This is a genomic window from Pollutimonas rozaliensis, assembly GCF_048751585.1.
In the GTDB taxonomy this organism is placed as follows: Bacteria; Pseudomonadota; Gammaproteobacteria; order Burkholderiales; family Burkholderiaceae_B.
In genome coordinates this window covers 316699-336209 of record NZ_JAZHOB010000005.1, presented here as the reverse complement: position 1 = coordinate 336209, position 19511 = coordinate 316699, and the positions used below count along the sequence as shown (strand labels likewise).

Annotated in this window: 14 protein-coding genes and 1 riboswitch; of the genes, 12 read left to right on the top strand and 2 right to left on the bottom strand. The window is 62.3% G+C overall.

Annotation, left to right across the window (positions count from 1 at the left end):
* Nucleotides 1-51 precede the first annotated feature (51 nt).
* Nucleotides 52-216, bottom strand: a riboswitch (cobalamin riboswitch).
* Nucleotides 217-366: 150 nt separating this feature from the next.
* Both metH and V0R37_RS11720 read left to right on the top strand, forming a co-directional pair.
* Nucleotides 367-4140, top strand: coding sequence for a methionine synthase (metH, locus tag V0R37_RS11725; RefSeq protein WP_420374687.1), 3774 nt, complete (start codon nucleotides 367-369; stop codon nucleotides 4138-4140).
* Nucleotides 4141-4159: 19 nt separating this feature from the next.
* The gene (locus tag V0R37_RS11720) at nucleotides 4160-4996 is read left to right on the top strand and encodes a helix-turn-helix transcriptional regulator (RefSeq protein WP_420374686.1); all 837 of its coding nucleotides are present in this window, start codon (nucleotides 4160-4162) and stop codon (nucleotides 4994-4996) included.
* Nucleotides 4997-5005: 9 nt separating this feature from the next.
* Here the strand turns inward: V0R37_RS11720 and V0R37_RS11715 are convergent, their stop codons facing one another.
* Entirely contained in the window at nucleotides 5006-6466 is a 1461-nt protein-coding gene (locus V0R37_RS11715) for a DHA2 family efflux MFS transporter permease subunit (protein ID WP_420374685.1), read from the bottom strand.
* A gap of 74 nt (nucleotides 6467-6540) precedes the next feature.
* Here V0R37_RS11715 and V0R37_RS11710 point away from each other — a divergent pair, with 74 nt between their 5' ends.
* From V0R37_RS11710 to V0R37_RS11695, 4 genes are all read left to right on the top strand, one after another.
* Entirely contained in the window at nucleotides 6541-6729 is a 189-nt protein-coding gene (locus V0R37_RS11710; RefSeq protein ID WP_420374684.1) for a DUF3460 family protein, read from the top strand.
* Nucleotides 6730-6738: 9 nt separating this feature from the next.
* Nucleotides 6739-7617: a segregation and condensation protein A gene (locus tag V0R37_RS11705; protein WP_420374683.1), complete on the top strand. Its 879-nt coding sequence runs from the start codon at nucleotides 6739-6741 to the stop codon at nucleotides 7615-7617.
* A 37-nt stretch (nucleotides 7618-7654) separates the two neighbouring features.
* Nucleotides 7655-8506, top strand: coding sequence for a pantoate--beta-alanine ligase (panC, locus tag V0R37_RS11700; RefSeq protein WP_420374682.1), 852 nt, complete (start codon nucleotides 7655-7657; stop codon nucleotides 8504-8506).
* A 61-nt stretch (nucleotides 8507-8567) separates the two neighbouring features.
* Nucleotides 8568-8792 carry a response regulator transcription factor gene (locus V0R37_RS11695; protein ID WP_420374681.1) on the top strand — a complete coding sequence of 75 codons (225 nt, stop codon included), beginning with the start codon at nucleotides 8568-8570 and terminating at the stop codon, nucleotides 8790-8792.
* Nucleotides 8793-8814: 22 nt separating this feature from the next.
* Here the strand turns inward: V0R37_RS11695 and V0R37_RS11690 are convergent, their stop codons facing one another.
* Nucleotides 8815-9474, bottom strand: coding sequence for a hypothetical protein (locus V0R37_RS11690; RefSeq protein WP_420374680.1), 660 nt, complete (start codon nucleotides 9472-9474; stop codon nucleotides 8815-8817).
* A 93-nt stretch (nucleotides 9475-9567) separates the two neighbouring features.
* Here V0R37_RS11690 and V0R37_RS11685 point away from each other — a divergent pair, with 93 nt between their 5' ends.
* The 6 genes from V0R37_RS11685 to V0R37_RS11660 all read left to right on the top strand — a co-directional run bounded on the left by V0R37_RS11685 (nucleotide 9568) and on the right by V0R37_RS11660 (nucleotide 19493).
* Nucleotides 9568-10335, top strand: coding sequence for a prepilin peptidase (locus tag V0R37_RS11685; protein WP_420374679.1), 768 nt, complete (start codon nucleotides 9568-9570; stop codon nucleotides 10333-10335).
* 13 nt (nucleotides 10336-10348) lie between these two features.
* Nucleotides 10349-10954 carry a dephospho-CoA kinase gene (coaE, locus tag V0R37_RS11680; RefSeq protein WP_420374678.1) on the top strand — a complete coding sequence of 202 codons (606 nt, stop codon included), beginning with the start codon at nucleotides 10349-10351 and terminating at the stop codon, nucleotides 10952-10954.
* Between the two features lie 53 nt (nucleotides 10955-11007).
* Nucleotides 11008-11760, top strand: a complete 753-nt coding sequence (gene zapD, locus V0R37_RS11675) for a cell division protein ZapD (protein WP_420374677.1) — start codon at nucleotides 11008-11010, stop codon at nucleotides 11758-11760.
* A gap of 165 nt (nucleotides 11761-11925) precedes the next feature.
* Nucleotides 11926-13197, top strand: coding sequence for an MdtA/MuxA family multidrug efflux RND transporter periplasmic adaptor subunit (locus tag V0R37_RS11670; RefSeq protein WP_420374676.1), 1272 nt, complete (start codon nucleotides 11926-11928; stop codon nucleotides 13195-13197).
* A gap of 9 nt (nucleotides 13198-13206) precedes the next feature.
* On the top strand, nucleotides 13207-16314 hold the full coding sequence (locus tag V0R37_RS11665) for a multidrug efflux RND transporter permease subunit (protein WP_420374675.1): 3108 nt from the start codon (nucleotides 13207-13209) through the stop codon (nucleotides 16312-16314).
* On the top strand, nucleotides 16311-19493 hold the full coding sequence (locus tag V0R37_RS11660; RefSeq protein WP_420374674.1) for an efflux RND transporter permease subunit: 3183 nt from the start codon (nucleotides 16311-16313) through the stop codon (nucleotides 19491-19493). Before V0R37_RS11665 ends, V0R37_RS11660 begins: the two co-directional genes overlap by 4 nt.
* Nucleotides 19494-19511 lie beyond the last annotated feature (18 nt).

The following is a 19511-nucleotide window of genomic DNA, read 5'->3' as shown; positions in this document are numbered from 1 at the left end:
AGCCGGCAAGCGGCAAAGCGCCGAATTGGAAGATGAACCAAGGGATGATCAAGGCCGGTATCGGGCTGGCATGCGGGGCATGCTTACCGTTGCGGGGGCAGCACAGTTTGGGCGCGGGATTCTTGCCGGAGCAAGCACGACGTCTGTTTCCCATTTAACTTTCGCAAGGCATGGCCGCTGGTCGACGGGACGCGGGCTTCTGCCTCGAAAGCACCTCTTTCGTGACGAAATATATCACAGCGCTTGGGGCTGAAGGCTTGGCAACCCTGCTGATAAAGCGGCTTTGCCCTGCGTGTCCCGGGGGGGAAGGCTGGAGAGCATCGGTGGGCGATACAATGGAGGCCTTGTTTACTGTCAGGTAGCCACGTGTCCCATCCGTCCTTGCCCTATCCCCTTTCCGCTTACACGCATGGCGCCGAGTTCGCGCGCCTGCTTGCCGAACGTATCCTGATCCTGGACGGGGCCATGGGCACCATGATCCAGCAATACAAATTAAGCGAGATGGATTTCCGCGGCGAGCGGTTCGCGGAGCATTTCAAGGACGTGAAAGGCAATAACGAATTGCTTTCGCTGGTGCGCCCCGACATCATTTCCGACATCCACCGCAGCTACCTGGAAGCGGGCGCCGATGTCATCGAAACCAATACCTTCGGCGCCACCGCCATCGCCCAGGGCGATTACGGCCTGCAAGAACTGGCCTACGAGCTGAACGTGGAATCCGCCAAGCTGGCGCGCGCCGCCTGCGATGCCTTCAGCACGCCCGATCGGCCGCGCTTCGTGGCGGGCGCGCTGGGGCCGCAGCCCAAGACCGCTTCCATCTCGCCCGACGTCAACGACCCGGCCGCGCGCAACGTGACCTTCGAACAACTGCGCGACGCTTACACGGAACAGTTGAACGGCCTGCTGGATGGCGGCATCGACATCGTCCTGATCGAGACCATTTTCGACACGCTCAATGCCAAGGCGGCGATCTTCGCCGTCGAAACCGTCTTCGAAGAGCGGGGCGTACGTCTGCCCGTCATGATCTCGGGAACGGTCACCGACGCGTCCGGCCGCATTCTTTCGGGCCAGACGGTCGAGGCATTCTGGAATTCGGTGCGCCATGCGCGGCCCGTCACCATAGGGTTGAACTGCGCGCTGGGGGCGGCCTTGATGCGGCCCTACGTGGCCGAGCTGTCCAAAATCTGCGACACCTATGTTTGCGTCTATCCCAATGCCGGTCTGCCCAACCCCATGGCCGAGACCGGTTTCGATGAAACCCCCGAGGACACATCTTCGCTGCTCGAGGAGTTCGCCAAGGCCGGCCTGGTCAACATGGCTGGCGGTTGCTGCGGCACCACGCCGGACCATATCCGCGCCATCGCCGCCAAGGTGGCCAGCCTGCCGGTGCGTGCCGTGCCGCGGATCCCGGTCAAGACCCGCCTGTCCGGCCTGGAGCCGCTGACCATAGACGAGGACTCGCTGTATGTGAACGTGGGCGAGCGCACCAACGTGACGGGCAGCAAGATGTTCCTGCGCCTGATACGCGAGGAAAAATACGACGAGGCGCTGGCTGTCGCGCGCCAGCAGGTCGAGAACGGCGCGCAGATCATCGACATCAACATGGACGAGGCCATGCTGGATTCGGCCGTGTGCATGCGCCGCTTCCTGAACATGATCGCGTCCGAGCCCGATATCGCGCGCGTCCCCATCATGATAGACAGCTCCAAATGGGAGGTCATCGAACAAGGCCTGCGCTGCGTGCAGGGCAAGCCGGTGGTCAACTCCATCTCCATGAAGGAAGGCGAGGCGGCCTTCCTGGAGCATGCGCGCCTGTGCCGCAAGTACGGAGCCGCCGCCGTGGTCATGGCTTTCGACGAAAAGGGGCAGGCTGACAGCCTGGAGCGGCGCAAGCAGATTTGCGAACGCGCCTACCGCCTGCTGGTCGACGAGGTGGGCTTTCCTCCCGAAGACATTATTTTCGACCCCAACGTGTTCGCCATTGCCACCGGCATCGACGAGCACAATCACTACGCCGTCGATTTTATCGAGGCCACCGGCTGGATCACGAAGAATCTGCCCTATGCGCGGGTATCGGGCGGCGTTTCCAACGTCAGCTTCTCCTTCCGCGGCAACGAGGCCATGCGCGAAGCGATACACACGGTGTTCCTGTATTACGCCATCCAGCAGGGCATGACCATGGGCATCGTCAACGCCGGGCAGTTGGGCGTTTATCAGGATATCGACAAGAAAGTCCTGGACATGGTCGAGGATGTGGTGCTGGACAGGGCCCAGCCGCTGGGCAAGACCGATCCGGCCGACGAGCGGACTTCCACCGAGCGCCTGGTCGAGCTGGCCGAGACCATCAAGGGTTCCGGCGCCAAGAAAGAAGAGGACCTGACCTGGCGTGAGCAGGCGGTCGAGCAGCGGCTGTCGCATGCGCTGGTGCACGGCATTACCACCTTCATCGTCGAGGATGCCGAGGAAGTCCGCGCGAAAATCGCCGCCGCGGGCGGCAGGCCCATACAGGTCATCGAAGGGCCTTTGATGGACGGCATGAACATCGTCGGCGACCTGTTCGGCGCCGGCAAGATGTTCCTGCCGCAAGTGGTCAAGTCCGCGCGCGTCATGAAACAGGCGGTGGCCCACCTTATTCCCTTCATCGAGGAAGAAAAACGGCAGATCCAGGCGGCGGGCGGCGACGTGCGCTCCAAAGGCAAGATCGTCATCGCCACCGTCAAGGGCGACGTCCACGATATCGGCAAGAACATCGTCACGGTGGTCTTGCAGTGCAATAACTTCGAAGTCGTGAATATGGGCGTCATGGTTCCCTGTTCCGAAATCCTGGCCAAGGCCAAGGAAGAGAACTGCGATATCGTCGGCCTGTCGGGCTTGATAACGCCCAGCCTGGAAGAGATGGCCTACGTGGCATCGGAAATGCAGCGCGACGACTATTTCCGAAGCCGCAAGCTGCCGCTGCTGGTCGGCGGCGCAACGACCAGCCGCGTGCATACGGCCGTGAAGATCGCCCCCAACTACGAAGGGCCGGTTATTTACGTACCCGATGCCAGCCGCTCGGTGGGCGTGGCCACCAACCTGATGTCGGACCAGGTCGACACCTACCTGGCCGAAGTGGCCGAAGAATACGACCTGGTGCGCACACGCCATGCCAACCGCAAGGCGACGCCGCTGGTCAGCCTGGAGCAGGCGCGCGCCGATCGTCCCAAGATAGACTGGTCCAGCTACACGCCGCCGCGGCCCAAATTCATTGGCCGCCGCAGCTTCAAGAATTACGACTTGTCCGAGGTCGCCCAGTTTTTGGATTGGACGCCCTTCTTCCAGACCTGGAGCCTGTTCGGCCAGTATCCCGCCATCCTGGACGACAAGGTGGTGGGCGAGCAGGCGCGCAAGGTATACGCCGAAGGCCAGGCGATGCTGAAGAAAATCATCGAAGGCCGCTGGCTGACAGCCAGCGGCGTCGTGGCCTTCTATCCGGCCAATACCGTCAACGATGACGACATCGAGATCTACCGCGACGAGTCCCGCTCTGAAGTCTTGTTCACCTGGCGCAATGTGCGCCAGCAAACGGTCAAGCGCGAAGGCGTCGACAACAAATGCCTGGCGGATTACATCGCGCCGAAAGAGACGGGCATACTGGACTATATCGGCATGTTCGCGGTCACGGGCGGGCTGGGCATCGAAAAGCACGACAAGGCCTTCCTGGACGACAACGACGATTACTCCAGCATCATGCTCAAGTCCATCGCCGACCGCCTGGCCGAGGGCTTTGCCGAATGCCTGCATGCGCGCGTAAGACGCGATTTGTGGGGCTATGTTGCGGACGAGTCGCTCAGCAACGAAGACATCATTGCCGAAAAATACCAGGGCATACGTCCCGCGCCGGGCTACCCGGCTTGTCCCGAGCACGTGGTCAAGAAGGATATGTTCCAGGTGCTCGAAGCCAAAGAGATCGGCATGCAGCTGACTGAAGGCTATGCCATGTATCCGGCCTCCAGCGTCTCGGGCTTTTACTTCAGCCACCCCATGTCGCAGTACTTCAACGTGGGGAACATCGGCGACGACCAGGTAAAAGACTACGTGCGGCGCAGCGGACGCGACGAGGAAGACGTGCGCCGCAGCCTGGCCAGCACGCTTAGATAGGCGCGGCAAGGCCATGGTCATGCAAGACAGCAAGCCTGGCATGGCGGCCTCCGCCGAGCAGGCCGGGTTCGCCCGGCGCAAGGCGCTGGGGGATTTCCTGCGGCGCGCGCGCGCCAGGGTGCAGCCCGAGGCAATGGGGCTGCCGGCCGGCGTTCGCCGGCGCACGCCGGGCCTGCGTCGCGAAGAGGTGGCCCAGCTGTGCGGCATCAGCGTTACCTGGTATACATGGATAGAGCAGGGGCGCGACGTTTCCGTCTCGGCCAGCGTCCTGGCCAGGCTGGCATCGGTTCTAAGCCTGGCCCGCGCCGAGCGCCATTATCTGTTCGAGCTGGCCGAGTGCGCCGATCCCGAGCATGGACGCGACCTGGTCACCCCGTTGCCGGCCCGCCTGGCCGATTGCGTACACAGCATCACGGCGCCCGCGTACATTCTGGATCGCTGCTGGAACGTGCTGGCGCGCAATACCGCTTTGCTGCATCTGTTCGACGGCTGGCCGGATCGCGACGAATCGCCCAATCTGTTGCGCTATATTTTCCTGGATCCGGCGGCCCGCGAGCTGGTCGTGGACTGGGAGCAGCGCGCCAGCCGCGTCGTGGCGGAATTTCGCGCCGACGCCGGCGCGCATGCGGATGAGGCCGACGTGCATGCCGTGCTGAACGAGCTGCTGCAGTCCAGTACCGTCTTCGCGCATTGGTGGACGCGGCACACGGTGGTCGACCGGGAGGGCGGGCTGCGCCAGTTCCGCCATCCCGGGGCCATCCTGCACTACCAGCAGATCACTTTCCGGCTGGCCACCCGGCCCGATTGCAAGCTGGTCATGCTGCTGGATAACGGAGCGGCGGCTTCGGCGCCTTAGGCCGTACGTCTACTTCCGGGCCGGTTTGTTGGCATGCAGATGGTCGCCCGCGTGGGGATCCAGGCGGGCAAATGACAGAGCCGAGGCCGCGGTCACGAGACCGATCACCACAAATCCCCAGACGATATCCACCAGCGCCAGTTCCGTCCCGCCGCGCCAGTTCATGCTTAAGTTCAAGGTGACCGCCGCGCAGGCGACGCCCAGGCTGATGCCCAACTGCTGGGCCATGGCGGCGAAGCTGCTGGCCCGGCTCATTTCCTCGGACCCCAGATCCGCGTAGGTCAGTGTATTGACGGCGGTGAATTGCAGCGACCGGAAAAAACCGCCCACAACGAGTATGAGAGCCATGATCCATATGGGGGTGTCCGCCCGGAAAAGCCCGCACAACGCGACGAAAGCGCCGGCGATCAGCGCATTGGCGATCAGGACGCGCTTGAAGCCGAAGCGCTGGATAATGGGCGTTGCCACCAGCTTCATGGCCATCGCGCCGATGGCGCTTGTAAAGGTGATCATGCCCGCCGAAAACGGCGACAGCCCGAAACCCACCTGCAGCAGGATGGCCAGCAGGAAGGGGGTGGCTCCGATGGCGAAGCGGCACAGGTTGCCGCCCAGGGTCGAAATGGCGAAAGTCGGGATCCGCAGCAGCGCCAGGTCGATAATGGGGTAAGCGGTATGTCTGGCGTGCCAGATATACAGCAGGCCGCAGACCACCCCCACGCCGACCAGGGCAAGCAATTGCGCCAATGGCAGCGACCGATGGCCGATGGCCTCGAAGCCCGATACCAGGGTGGCCAGGGATACGCCGCTCAATAGGAAGCCTACCCAGTCCAGGCGGCGCGGCTGCACCGGGTAGTCGTCCTGTATGTAGTACAGAATCAGGGCGATGCCTACGATTCCGACAGGTATGTTGATCAGGAAAATCCAGTGCCACGAGGCGTAGGTCACCAGAAAGCCGCCCAGCGGCGGTCCGATCAGCGGACCCAGCAAGGCCGGCAGCGACAGAAAGGCCATGGCCTTGAGCAGTTCCGTTTTGGGCACTTTGCGCAGGAGAATGATCCGGCCCACAGGCACCATCATCGCGCCCGCCAAGCCCTGGATTACCCGGGAGAAGACCAATTGGCCTATGTTCTGGGATGCCGCGCAAGCGATGGAACTGAGCGTAAAGAGTAAAATGGCGGCCAGGAAAACCCGCTTGGCACCGAAACGGTCGGCAGCCCATCCGCTGATCGGCACGAATACGGCGACAGCCAGCAGGTAGCTGGTAATGGCCACATTCATGCGTACCACGCTGGAATTCAGCGACTGCGCCATGACGGGCAGGGCCGTGGCAACCACCGTCGCATCCAGCATCTGCATGAACAGGGCGCAGCCGACGATGAACGGTATCATTCGAATGGCGCGGCGCTCGCGCGCCGATAGCGCTTGGCCGCTATGGGCGCTGGACGGTGAGGCTGGCGTTTCGGAAGGCATCAGGCAGTTTAAGTTGCGGCCGAGTGAAGTACACTCGGATTTCCAAGGTTAACCACATCTGGCAAGCAAGCATTATGGCAAAGAATTACGAGTCCGAAATTACCCAGTTCCTTAAAAAATACAAAACGGAACACCCCGACACCGAATTACGGCAGCGCGAAGGCCGCGCCCGGCTGTGGGACAAGCATATCGATCCTGAATTCCAGGAAGGCTACCGCGCCGGCCGGGTTCCGCAAAAGCCGTATGTCTACCAAGCCGACTAGCGGTTCCGCATGCCCTTGCCCAAGGTAGCGGCCCAAGACCTTTCCGCCCTGGTCGACCCGGCCATAGACAGTACGCCCGACGTCATCGACAGCGTGGCGCTTGCCCGCTTGTACGGCGAGCCGCTGTTCGCCATGCCGCAAGACCTGTATATACCGCCCGATGCGCTGGAGGTATTCCTGGAGGCCTTCCAGGGTCCGCTGGATCTGCTGCTTTACCTGATCCGCAAGCAGAACTTCAATGTTCTGGACATCCCCATGGCCGAGGTCACCCGCCAATACCTGTCTTATGTGGATCAGATCCGCAATCAGAATCTGGAACTGGCCGGCGAGTACCTGCTGATGGCGGCGATGCTTATCGAAATCAAGTCGCGCATGCTGTTGCCCGTCAAGAAGTCGGATACCGGCGAAGAGGTTGACGACCCGCGCGCCGAACTGGTCAGGCGGTTGCTGGAATACGAACAAATGAAGCTGGCCGCGCAAAAGCTCGACGCCTTGCCGCAATTGGGCAGGGACTTCCAGCGCACGCATGCGCACGCTGACGTGCAGGTGGAGCAATCCCTGCCGGACATCAGTGCCGAAGACCTGCGCGGCGCCTGGCTCGAAATCATGCGCCGGGCCAGCCTTAATGCCCACCATCGCATCACGCGCGAGCAGTTGTCCGTGCGCGATCACATGAGCCAGATATTGCGCCGCTTGAGCGACGTGCAATTCATGGAGTTCACCGAGCTGTTCATGGAGCGTGTCCATCAAGGGGATGCGGCCGCCATCGTGGTCGTGCATTTCCTGGCCATGCTGGAACTTGCCCGCGAGTCCCTGCTGGAAATTACGCAGGCTGAACCCTACGCGCCGATTTACGTGCGCCTCTCGTACATGCGCGCCGCCGCCTGAATGGCGGGCGGACGTCCCATTCCGAACGGAGATTTTCTTGAAAGTCGTTCACACCATTGAAGAGCTGCGCGATCAATTGCGCGGGCAATTGCGGGTCGCTTTCGTGCCGACCATGGGCAATCTGCACCAGGCGCATTTGTCGCTGATGAAGCTCGCTCGCCAGCATGGCGACCCCGTTGTCGCCAGCATTTTCGTGAACCGCCTGCAGTTCGGTCCGAACGAGGATTTCGACCGTTATCCGCGCACCCTGGCCGCCGACATCGAGAAACTGGAGCGTGAGCGCGATGTATACGTGCTGTTCGCGCCCAATGAGCGGGAAATGTACCCCGAGCCCCAGAACTTCCAGATCCAGCCGCCGCCCGATCTGGGCGGCATCCTGGAAGGCGAATTCCGCCCGGGCTTTTTCGGGGGCGTCAGCACGGTGGTCATGAAACTGTTTTCCTGCGTGCAGCCCAGCGTGGCGGTCTTCGGCAAAAAAGACTATCAGCAGCTCATGGTCGTGCGCAATATGTGCCGCCAATTCCAGTTGCCTGTGAACATACTGGCCCACGAAACGGTACGGGATGCCGACGGTCTGGCCCTGTCGTCGCGCAATATGTATTTGCAGCCGGCCGAACGCGCTGAAGCGCCGCGCCTGTACGCCACTCTGAAAAAAGTGCAGGCGGGCATCGAGGCGGGCGATACCGACGTCCAGGCGCTGGAATCGCAGGCCGCCGAACACCTGTCGGCGCACGGCTGGCAGGTCGATTATGTGTCGCTGCGCCGCCAGCGCGACCTGCTGTGCCCCCAGGTCGACGAGATCCGGGCCGGCGAGCCGCTGGTTGTGCTGGCCGCCGCCAAACTGGGAGCCACCCGCCTTATCGACAACCTGGAAATCTGTAAGAAGTGACAGCAGACGTGTCCGAATCCCCATGACAGAATGCGTCACCGATAACAACAAGGAGACAAACATGGGGAATGTACACGATGCCGGCGACTCGCACTTTTCGGTGTTGACTCCACGCGAACGCGACGTCATGGACTACGTCGCGCGCGGCAAGCCAAACAAAATCATCGCCGCTGAATTGGGCGTGTCGCAACGCACCGTCGAAGCGCATCGCGCACGCATCTTTCAGAAAATGCAGGTCAGAAACGCGGTCGAGCTTGCCCACTGCGTTCTGGCCAAGCGCGGCTAGGGCCGGTCGGCGGCCCCAGGCTTTAGCCGCACTGCAACGGCGCCTTCGTTGCAAGTTCGTCGATGGCGTCGACATCCGCTTGGCGGGTCAGCCGGTATTCCAGCGTGGGCGTGACATCATTGATCATATTGATGCGCAGCACGTTGTCGTTCACAAAGGTCATGCTGGCCATGCTGGCTTGCCCGTTCAGCTTCAGCACGATGCGCAAAGGCTGCGTGCCGATCACATCCCAGCAACCTTGCTGAACAATATTGTGCTTGGCATCGGGCTTGTCCAGCAGGACCGAGCGCGAACGCCATTGGCCGTCCGGCGCCAACGTAAGCGTCAGGCGCTGTGCCGAGCATGCCGTACCGCCCGTCAGGCAGGGTATCGTGCCCAGAAACGTCTTTGCTTCGGCCAGGGGGCGAGCCTTGATGACGGTTTGCTTCCCGGCGTTTGCTTGCTCGGCTTGGGGCTTGGCGGCCTTCTGATCGGCTCCGAAGCCCAGTTGTATCTGCGATGGCGCGCGCGCGCTGTTGCGGCCCTGGGCCTGGCTTTGCGCGTCGGCCTCGGTGCTGTCGTGCGGGGTGTCGTAATAATTGGGCGTGCGTTGCTGGGCGCAGCCAGCCAGCAGCAGGGCCAATACCAAAGCACCCAAAGGCTTGACGCAGGGGTGTTGAATGAACGAGCTTGAACTAGACATGATGTTCCATCGACAGTAGAGGCCAGGAACATGCATTCTACGCACTAATTGCCCTCGCCGTAAAACAGCGGATGCTGCCCGGGAGCCTGAAACATGCCGGATTTACCCTCATCTTTAATTACGCTTGCCGTGGCTGGCGCCATGGCCGCGCTGGGTGCCGCGGCGGGCGGCGGTTGCGGCTGTGTCGCGCTGGCTTACCGCCGCGGGATCGATGCCGGCGCGCCAGCCGATGCATCCACCATGGCGCGGTCCTTGCGGATGGTCATCTGGCCCGGGGGCGTGGCGGGGGCCAGGCGGCGCCTGTTATTTTCCTTTTCCCTGGCGTCCGGTTTCTCCAGGCCCGCCGCCTTCATCATGGCGGCGGCTTTCTCGGCCCTGTTTGCGCGGCATGGGCTCAGTGCCTGTTTTCTTGTCACCGCCATGGCCGGGGCCCTGTTGCTGCTGTCCGCTCTTATCGATGCGCAGACGGGCCTGCTGCCCGACGCCCTGACCCAACCCCTGCTGTGGCTGGGCCTGGCCGCTTCATGGATGGGGGTCGGACTGCCTTTGCACGATGCATTCGCCGGCGCCATGCTGGGCTACAGTTTGCTGTGGTGCCTGTTGACGGCCCTCCGTTGGTTCAGTGGTCGCGACGCCATGGGCCATGGCGACCTCAAGCTGTTGGCCGCCTTGGGCGCCTGGCTAGGGTGGCAGCCCTTGCCTTGGGCATTGCTGCTGGCCTGCCTTGCCGGCCTGGTTTTCGCCATGTGGCGGCAAAAGTCGCTGCGGCCCCGCGGAGCCTATCCCTTCGGCCCTTTCCTGGCCATGGGCGGCGCCGGTGTTTTCCTGAACTCAACTGCGGTACATTCGTGGTTTTGGTAGCCGAGGTGCCGCTGTGTACAAAATTGGCTTGACCGGTGGAATAGGCTCCGGCAAAAGCCGCGTTGCCGATCTGTTTGCCGACTGGGGTGCCGCCGTCATCGATACCGATGTCATCGCGCACGAATTGACCTCGCCTGGCGGTGCCGCGATTGAATCGATACGGCACGAATTCGGCCCCGACATCATTTCGCCGACGGGCGCGCTGGACCGGCAAGCCATGCGCGAGCTGGTCTTCGAAAGCCCGCAAGCGCGGCAGCGGCTTGAATCAATTATTCATCCAATGATAAGTTCAGTTACACAAAAGAGGGCTGATGCGGCACAAGGATGTTATCTTGTCTTTGTCGTTCCCTTGCTGGTCGAGTCGGGGCGCTGGCGGGATCGGGTGGATCGCATCTGTGTCGTCGATTGCGATCCGGAAACACAGATCAGGCGGGTCCAGGCCCGCAGTGGGCTGACGCCAGAGGCTATTGCGCGTATCATGTCAGCACAGGCGTCACGAGAGGCGCGTTTGGCTGTTGCCGACGATGTCATCGTCAACGACGGGCGCACCAGTCTTGACGAACTCGTGCGTCACGCCCGCGAACTGCACGAGGCTTGGTGCATGCGGGCACGTCAATAGACGGGCTGCTCTTCCAGTAGTCGTTCCTTGTCATTGAAAAGGTTTTTGGTCGCGTGATTCTTTATGAATATCCTTGCAACGAGCGCGTAAGGTCTCTATTAAGAGTCGAGCACCTGTTCGACCGGCTGTTCTTTTTCGCCAAAGGGACCGATGTCCACCATCACCAGATTTCGGTCGCCACCCTGTTCGATCTTCTTGATATCTGCGACCGCACCGACCTGCGCGGCGCGGTATTGCAAGATCTGGAACGGCAGCGCGTTGCGCTTGGCGCGTTGCGCCAGCACCCCGAGGTCGATGCCCGCACGCTGGATACCATGCTGGCCGAGATCCAGGGGGTGGCCGCCGAACTCGGCGCTCAAGGCCGCGTAGGCCAGGAATTGCGCGACAACGAATGGCTGGCCAGCTTGCGCGGCCGCATCGCCGTGCCCGGCGGGTCTTCGCAGGTCGACATGCCGTCGTATTTTTCCTGGCAGATCAAGCCTCCCGAAGTTCGCGCCACAGATCTGCATCGATGGATCACCCCATTCCTGCCTCTTTATAAGGGCCTGGCACTTATCTTGCGCCTGCTGCGCGATTCCGGCGATGTGGTCGATCTGGTGGCCCGGCAGGGCGCCTATCAAGAGATGCTGGGCGGCAAGGTATTCCAGCTTCTGCGGGTATGGGTCGACGCGGCGCTGAACATCTTCCCCGAAATGAGCGCCAATAAATACGTGATATGGGTGCGTTTCGCATCGCAGGACTGCGAGCTCAAGCCGCAGCCGGTGGCCAGCGACGTGCCATTCAAACTGGCCCGCTGCAACGTTTGAAGCCGGGTCGATAGAGCCGGCGGGGGCTGCTTTTACGCGGCGTTCACCCTTTACGCCGCGCTTCAATAGTTGTTGCGTTCCATTTCAAATCCGGGATTTCTGTGTTCCTGTGGCCGTCAATAGGCGAAAATGTCGCCTGTTTCGTTCGAACCCGGAGAACATTGCATGGCGGAACCCCGCTCCGTATCCCATAGGCCCGGCCATCGGCGCTGGCCATGGCTCGTTCTTGTCCTTATCGTGTTGGCGGCCGGCGCATACTGGCTTGTGGGGCGTGATGCGGGCTCGATGAAGGGAGGGCGGCCGGGCCTTGGCGGCAACCGCATGGCCGCCATGGCCAACATGAAAACGCCGGTCCGGGTCGCCACCGTGCAGCAGGGCTCCATACAGCACACACTCAAGGCCATAGGCACGGTGACCGCGTTCAATACGGTCACGGTGCGCAGCCGGGTGGACGGAGAACTGCAAAAAATCTTCTTTTCCGACGGCCAGAAAGTCAATGCCGGCGACATGCTCGCGCAGATCGATCCGCGAACCTACCAAGTCCAACTGGACCAGGCCCTGGGCCAGCAAAAGCAGAACGAGGCCCAGTTGCAGAACGCGCAGCGCGATCTGCAGCGCTATCAACTGCTATTCAAGCAGAACTCCATAGCCAAACAACAGGTGGACGCGCAGGCCGCCCTGGTCCAGCAGTTTCTAGGCTCGCGCAAAAGCGATCAGGCGGCGGTGGACAGCGCCCGCCTTCAATTGGACTTCACACGCATTACCGCGCCCATATCGGGGCGCCTGGGCTTGCGCAAAGTGGACGAGGGCAATATGGTGAATGCCTCGAATACCGACGGCATCGTGGTCATCACGCAAACCCAGCCCATCTCCGTGCTGTTCACCCTCCCGCAGGCGCAATTGCCCGAAGTCCTGGCCCAGCTGCGCGCCGGTAAAACCCTGACCGCCGATCTCTACGATCGCGACGATCTGCGCAAGATCGCCACGGGCGAGCTGATGTCCGTCGACAATCAGATCGACGTTGCCACCGGCACCGTCAAGTTCAAGGCACGTTTTGCCAACGAAGACGAATCTTTGTTTCCCAATCAGTTCGTCAATGTCCGGTTGCGGGTCGACACCGCCCGGTCGCTGCTGGTCCCGACCATGGCGGTCCAGCAAGGCTCCATAGGGGCATTCGTTTATGTCGTCGATGAGGGGGACAAGGTGCACATTCAACGCATCGTGACTGGGCGCGTCGATGACAAACTGATCGCGGTCGAGTCCGGCCTGAGCGAGGGACAGCGCGTCGTGGTCGAGGGCCTGGATCGCCTGCGCGAAGGCGCGGCGGTCGAGGTCGTTACCGGCGCCCAGGCCAGCCCGGCGGCGGCCATGCCGGCAGGCCTTGCGGCGGGATCCGGCGACGGCGCGGCCCCGGCGGCCCCGGCCAGCGCGCATTAAGGCCAGGCCGTGAATCTGTCGCGCCTGTTCATCCTGCGGCCCGTGGCCACGACGCTGGCCATGGTCGCGCTGCTTATCTCGGGCTTGCTGGCTTATCGGCTGTTGCCGGTATCGGCATTGCCGCAGGTCGATTATCCGACCATTCAGGTAACGACGCTGTATCCCGGAGCCAGCCCCGACGTCATGACGGCGCTGGTAACCTCGCCGCTGGAGCGCCAGTTCGGCCAGATGGCCGGCTTGACTCAGATGACCTCGTCCAGCTCGGGCGGTTCGTCGCTGATCACGCTGCAGTTCGATTTGGACTTGCCGCTGGACGTGGCCGAGCAGGAAGTGCAGGCCGCCATCAATGCCGCTTCCAACCTGCTGCCCAACGATTTGCCGGCCCCGCCCATCTATAACAAGGTGAACCCGGCCGATACCCCGGTCATCAGTCTGGCCGTGACTTCCCCGACGCTGCCCCTGTATCAGGTGCGCGACCTGATCGACATACGCGTGGCGCAAAAGCTGTCGCAGATATCGGGCGTGGGGCTGGTCAGCATTGCCGGCGGGCAGCGGCCCGCCGTGCGTATCCAGGCCAACCCGGAAGCGCTGGCGGCCCACAACCTGACGCTGGCCAGCCTGCGTACGGCCATCGTAGGCGCCAACGTCAATCAGCCCAAGGGCAATCTGGATGGTCCCGAGCGTTCCACCACCATCAATGCCAACGATCAATTGCGTTCCGTCCAGGACTACGAGCAACTGATCGTCGCCTACGAGAACGGTGCGCCTTTGCGGCTTCGCGATGTTGCCGATGCCCGCCAGGACGCCGAGAACATACGGCAGGCAGCCTGGATCGGGACCACGCCGGCCATCCTGCTGAATATCCAGCGCCAGCCCGGCGCAAATGTGATCGAGGTCGTGGATCGCGTCAAGGCCATGCTGCCATCGCTGAAGCAGGCCCTGCCCGTGGGCGTCGAGATCAGCGTCGCCACCGACCGTACGCAGACCATACGCGATTCGATCGACCATGTTCAGTACGAAATGATCCTGGCCATTATTCTGGTGGTCCTGGTGACCTTTGTGTTCTTGCGCAGCTGGACGGCCACCTTCATTCCCAGCGTGGTGGTGCCCCTGTCCCTGGTCGGGACCTTCGGCATCATGTATCTGGCCGGATTCAGCATCAACAACCTGACCCTGATGGCGTTGACCATCGCCACCGGTTTCGTGGTCGACGACGCCATCGTCATGATCGAGAACATCGCGCGGCATATCGAAGAGGGCGAGAGCGCGCTGAAGGCCGCCTTGAAAGGCGCGTCGCAAATCGGCTTTACGCTGGTATCGCTGACCCTGTCCCTGATCGCCGTGCTGATTCCTCTGCTGTTCATGAGCGATGTCATAGGCCGGCTGTTTCGCGAATTCGCGATCACGCTGGCGGTCGCCATATTGCTGTCGCTGGCGATTTCACTGACGCTTACCCCCATGATGTGCGCGCGCTTGCTGCGGCCCGAATCGGAAATGAAGTATGGGCGCTTCCAGCGGAAAGCCGGCATATGGATGGACGACCTGATCCATTCCTACGATAAAGGCCTGCAATGGGTGCTGGCGCATCAACGCGCCACGCTATGGGTCGCCCTGGGCACCCTGTTGCTGACCGGCCTGCTGTACGCGGTGGTGCCCAAGGGCTTCTTCCCGCAGCAGGATACCGGCCTGATCCAGGCCATAAGCCAGGGGCCGCAAACGGTTTCCTTCGCGTCGATGGCGCAGCGCCAGCAGCAGGCGGTAGATCGCATACTGAAAGATCCCGATGTCCAGGCGGTGTCCTCGTTCATCGGCATAGACGGCACGAATGCCACGCTGAATACCGGGCGCATGCAGATTGCGCTGAAGCCGCTGGGCGAGCGCTCGGCGAATGCCCAAGCCATTATCGACCGGCTGGCTGCGGATCTTGCCGCGTTGCCCGATATCCAGGTGTTCATGCAGCCGGTCCAGGATCTGACGGTGGAGGATCGCGTAAGCCGTACGCAATACCAGATGACCCTGTCCGATCCCGATCACGGCATCCTGCTGGAGTGGACCCCCAGGCTGGTGGATGCGCTGCGCGAGGTGCCGGGATTGCGCGATGTGGTCGATGACCTGCAGGGCGGTGGTCTGCAGACCACGCTGGTCATCGATCGCGACGCGGCGGCCCGTCTGGGCGTCAGCAACGCGGTTATCGACGATGCCCTGTACGACGCCTTCGGGCAGCGGCAGATATCCACCATCTTTACTCAATCGGCACAGTACCGCGTGGTGCTCGAGGTAGCGTCCCAGTTCAGGCGGAATCCCCGTGCCCTTGGCCAGATTTATGTGCCCACCACATCGGGTACGCCGGTGCCGCTAAGCAGCTTGGCGCGCATCGAGGAAACCAGTTCTTTATTATCCATAGAGCGCTTGGGGCAGTTTCCCGCCACCACCATTTCGTTCAACCTGGCGCCCGGCATGGCTTTGTCGGACGCCGTGGAATCGATACGGGCCGCGCAGGCCGAGCTGGGCATGCCCGCTTCGCTGGATTTGCGCTTCCAGGGAGCGGCGCGCGCCTTCCAGGCTTCCCTGTCCAGCACCCTGTGGCTGATGCTGGCGGCGGTCGCCGCCATGTACATTGTTCTGGGCATTCTGTATGAAAGCTATATTCATCCAATCACGATACTGTCCACCCTGCCTTCGGCGGCGATAGGCGCCTTGCTGGCTTTGCTGATCAGTGGATCGGATTTGGACATGATCGGCGTCATCGGAATCATTCTGCTGATAGGCATCGTCAAGAAAAACGCCATCATGATGATCGACTTCGCGCTGGATGCCGAACGCACCCGTGGGCTGGCGCCCAGGGCGGCCATACATGAGGCGGCACTGCTGCGGTTTCGGCCCATACTCATGACCACGCTGGCGGCGCTATTCAGCGCCATACCGCTTATGCTGGCAACGGGCTCGGGCTCCGAGCTGCGCCAGCCACTGGGACTGGTCATGGTGGGCGGGCTGTTGTGCAGCCAGATCCTGACGCTGTTCACCACGCCCGTCATCTACCTGATGTTCGATCGGCTGGCGCGGCGCGCAGGCACGTACCACAAGACGCGCGAGGCCGATGGCGGGCTAGCTCCATGAGGCTGTTTTCCTTATTCATCATGCGGCCGGTCGCCACCACGCTATTGTGCGCGGCGCTGGTGCTGACGGGCGGGCTGGCCTTCCTGTTCCTGCCCGTAGCCCCTTTGCCGCAGGTGGATTTCCCCATGATATCGGTCTCGGCCAAGATGGCGGGAGCCAGTCCTGAAACCATGGCGTCCAGCGTGGCGACCCCATTGGAGCAGTCATTGGGGTCGATTGCGGGACTTAGCGAAATGAGTTCGCGCAGCACCGAAGGCTCGACCCGCATCTTCATGATGTTCGACATGGACCGGGACATCAACAGCGCCGCGCGGGACGTGCAGGCGGCCATCAATGCGGCGCGCAACATGCTGCCGTCCAGCCTGCGCAGCAACCCCACCTATCACAAGGTGAACCCCTCGTCGGCGCCTGTCATGGTGCTGGCCCTGACCTCGAAGACGGCGACGCAGGGACAGTTGTACGATCTGGCATCCACCGTGCTGGCGCAGAAACTGTCGCAGGTGGCGGGTGTGGGCGAGGTCGAGGTCGGAGGAAGCTCGCTGCCGGCCATACGCGTCAGCCTGAACCCGCAGGCGCTGAATAGCGCCGGCGTGGCGCTGGATGAAGTGCGAACCGCCCTGTCGAGCGCCAACACCATGCGCCCCAACGGCGTGGTGGAGGACGACCGCTACAACTGGCAGCTCAGCTCGGGCGGGCAACTGAACCGGGCCGAACAGTACAAGCCGCTGATCGTGGCCTGGCGCGATGGCTCGCCGATAAGGCTGCAGGATGTCGCGAAGGTCGAGGATTCTGTCGAGGACCTGTTCAACGCCGGCTACTTCAACGACAGCCCGGCCGTTCTTCTGATCATCCGGCGCCAGGCCGACGCCAACATCATCGAAACGGTCGACGCCATACGCGAACAATTGCCGGCGTTCGAAGCCATGCTGCCGGCCCATGTCGCGCTGACCGTCGCCCAGGATCGCACGCCCAGCATACGCGCATCCTTGCACGAGGCCGAGATCACGCTGCTGATCGCCGTGGTCCTGGTGGTGCTGGTCGTGTTGCTGTTCTTGCGCAATATACGCGCCGCCCTGATCCCCGCCGTAGCGGTGCCCGCTTCGCTCATCACCACCTTCAGCCTTATGCTGTGGTTCGGCTATACCTTGAATACGATTTCGCTGATGGCGCTGATTGTGGCCACCGGTTTCGTGGTCGACGATGCCATCGTGGTGCTCGAAAACATCATGCGCCATATCGAGAAGGGCATGTCGCCGCTGCGGGCCGCTATCCGGGGCGTGCGGGAGGTGGGCTTCACCGTGCTGGCCATGAGCCTGTCCCTGGTCGCCGTGTTCATCCCCATGCTGCTCATGGGCGGATTGGTGGGCCGCCTGTTCCGGGAGTTCGCCGTTACGCTGTCGGTGTCCATATTGGTGTCCCTGCTGATTTCCGTCACCTTGACCCCTATGATGTGCGCGCGTATCTTGCGGATCGAACCCGCCCGCGAGCCGCGCCGCGCCGGCATGCTCAGGCGGGCCTTCCAGGTTATGGGGGCTTTTTTTTGCCGCCGGGCCGCCCCAAGGCAAAAAGCGCCCCCTTGGGGGGCAGCAAGCCGAAGGCGCAGCGTGGGGGCATTTTTCTGGCGCGGCTACGAGCGTTCGCTGGGCTGGGCGCTGGCCCACGGCCGCTTCATGATGCTGCTGCTTGCGGCGACCATAGGCCTCAACTTCTACCTGTACACAGTCGTTCCCAAAGGTTTTTTCCCGCAGCAGGATACTGGGCAACTGCTGGGCTTCTTCCGCGTTGATCAGGGCACATCCTTCCATGCCATGAGGCCCAAGCTGGATCGGTTCCGGCAAACCCTGATGCAGGATCCGGCCATCGAAAGCGTGACCGGTTTCGTGGGCGGACGCGGCGGCAGCAACTCCAGCTTCATGATGATACAGCTCAAGCCCCTTGCCGAACGCAAGGCCAGCGCCACCGAGATCGTCAACCGCCTGCGTGGAAAATTTCAGGGCGTCCCGGGCGCGCGGCTTACGCTGGTGCCGCAACAGGACATCTTTGTGGGAGGGCGCCAAAGCAGTGGCGGATCCTATGATTACTCGCTGATGGGCAGCGAACTGGCCGTGCTCAAGGAGTGGTTGCCGAAAGTGCAGAGAGCGTTGGCCGGCTTGCCTGAGCTGGTGGACGTGGATACCGATGTCGAAGACAAGGGGCGGCGCGTCGAGCTGGTCATAGACCGCGACGCGGCCACCCGCCTGGGGGTGAATATGTCCTTGATCGCTTCCACCTTGAATAACTCTTTCAGCCAACGGCAGGTTTCGGTCATCTACGGCCCGCTGAACCAGTACCACGTTGTCATGGGCGTGGACCAGCGCTACGCCCAGGATGCCGAATCGCTGAAGCAGGTGCAGGTGGTTACGGCGGACGGCAGCCGCGTTCCCCTGTCCGCCTTTACGCGTTTCGAAGTGGGCAGCGCGCCGCTTAGCGTGAACCACGAAGGCCTGTTCGCGGCGGAATCGATTTCGTTCAGCCTGGCGCCGGGCGTCTCGCTGGAGCAGGCCACACGCTCCATCGAGAATGCCGTCGCGCGCACCGGCCTGCCCACCCAGCAGATACAGGCGGGCTTCCAGGGTACGGCCCAGGCGCTCCAGGAATCCATGGCGCAGCAGCCCTGGCTGATACTGGCGGCCTTGCTGACCATGTATATCGTCCTGGGGATCCTGTATGAAAGCTATGTACACCCCATCACCATTCTTTCGACCCTGCCTTCCGCCGGAATCGGCGCCTTGCTGGCCTTGCTGATGCTGGGCGAGGAGTTCTCGCTGATCGCCCTGATAGGCGTATTCCTGCTGATAGGCATCGTCAAGAAGAACGCCATCATGATGGTCGACTTCGCCTTGCTGGCCGAAAGGCGGGACGGCCTGTCTTCGCGCGAAGCCATCTACCAGGCCTGCCTGGTGCGCTTCCGGCCCATAATGATGACCACGGTTTCCGCGCTATTCGGCGCATTGCCCCTGGTGCTGGCCACGGGCGCCGGCGTGGAGATGCGCCGGCCGCTGGGCCTGACCATCGTGGGCGGGCTGATTCTAAGCCAGATATTGACCTTGTATACGACGCCGGTGGTGTATCTGTATCTGGATCGCTTCCGCCTTTGGGCCAATCGCAAGCGCGGCGTGAGCGCCGCAGCGTCGGCATGAGGCGGCCTGGACGGGATG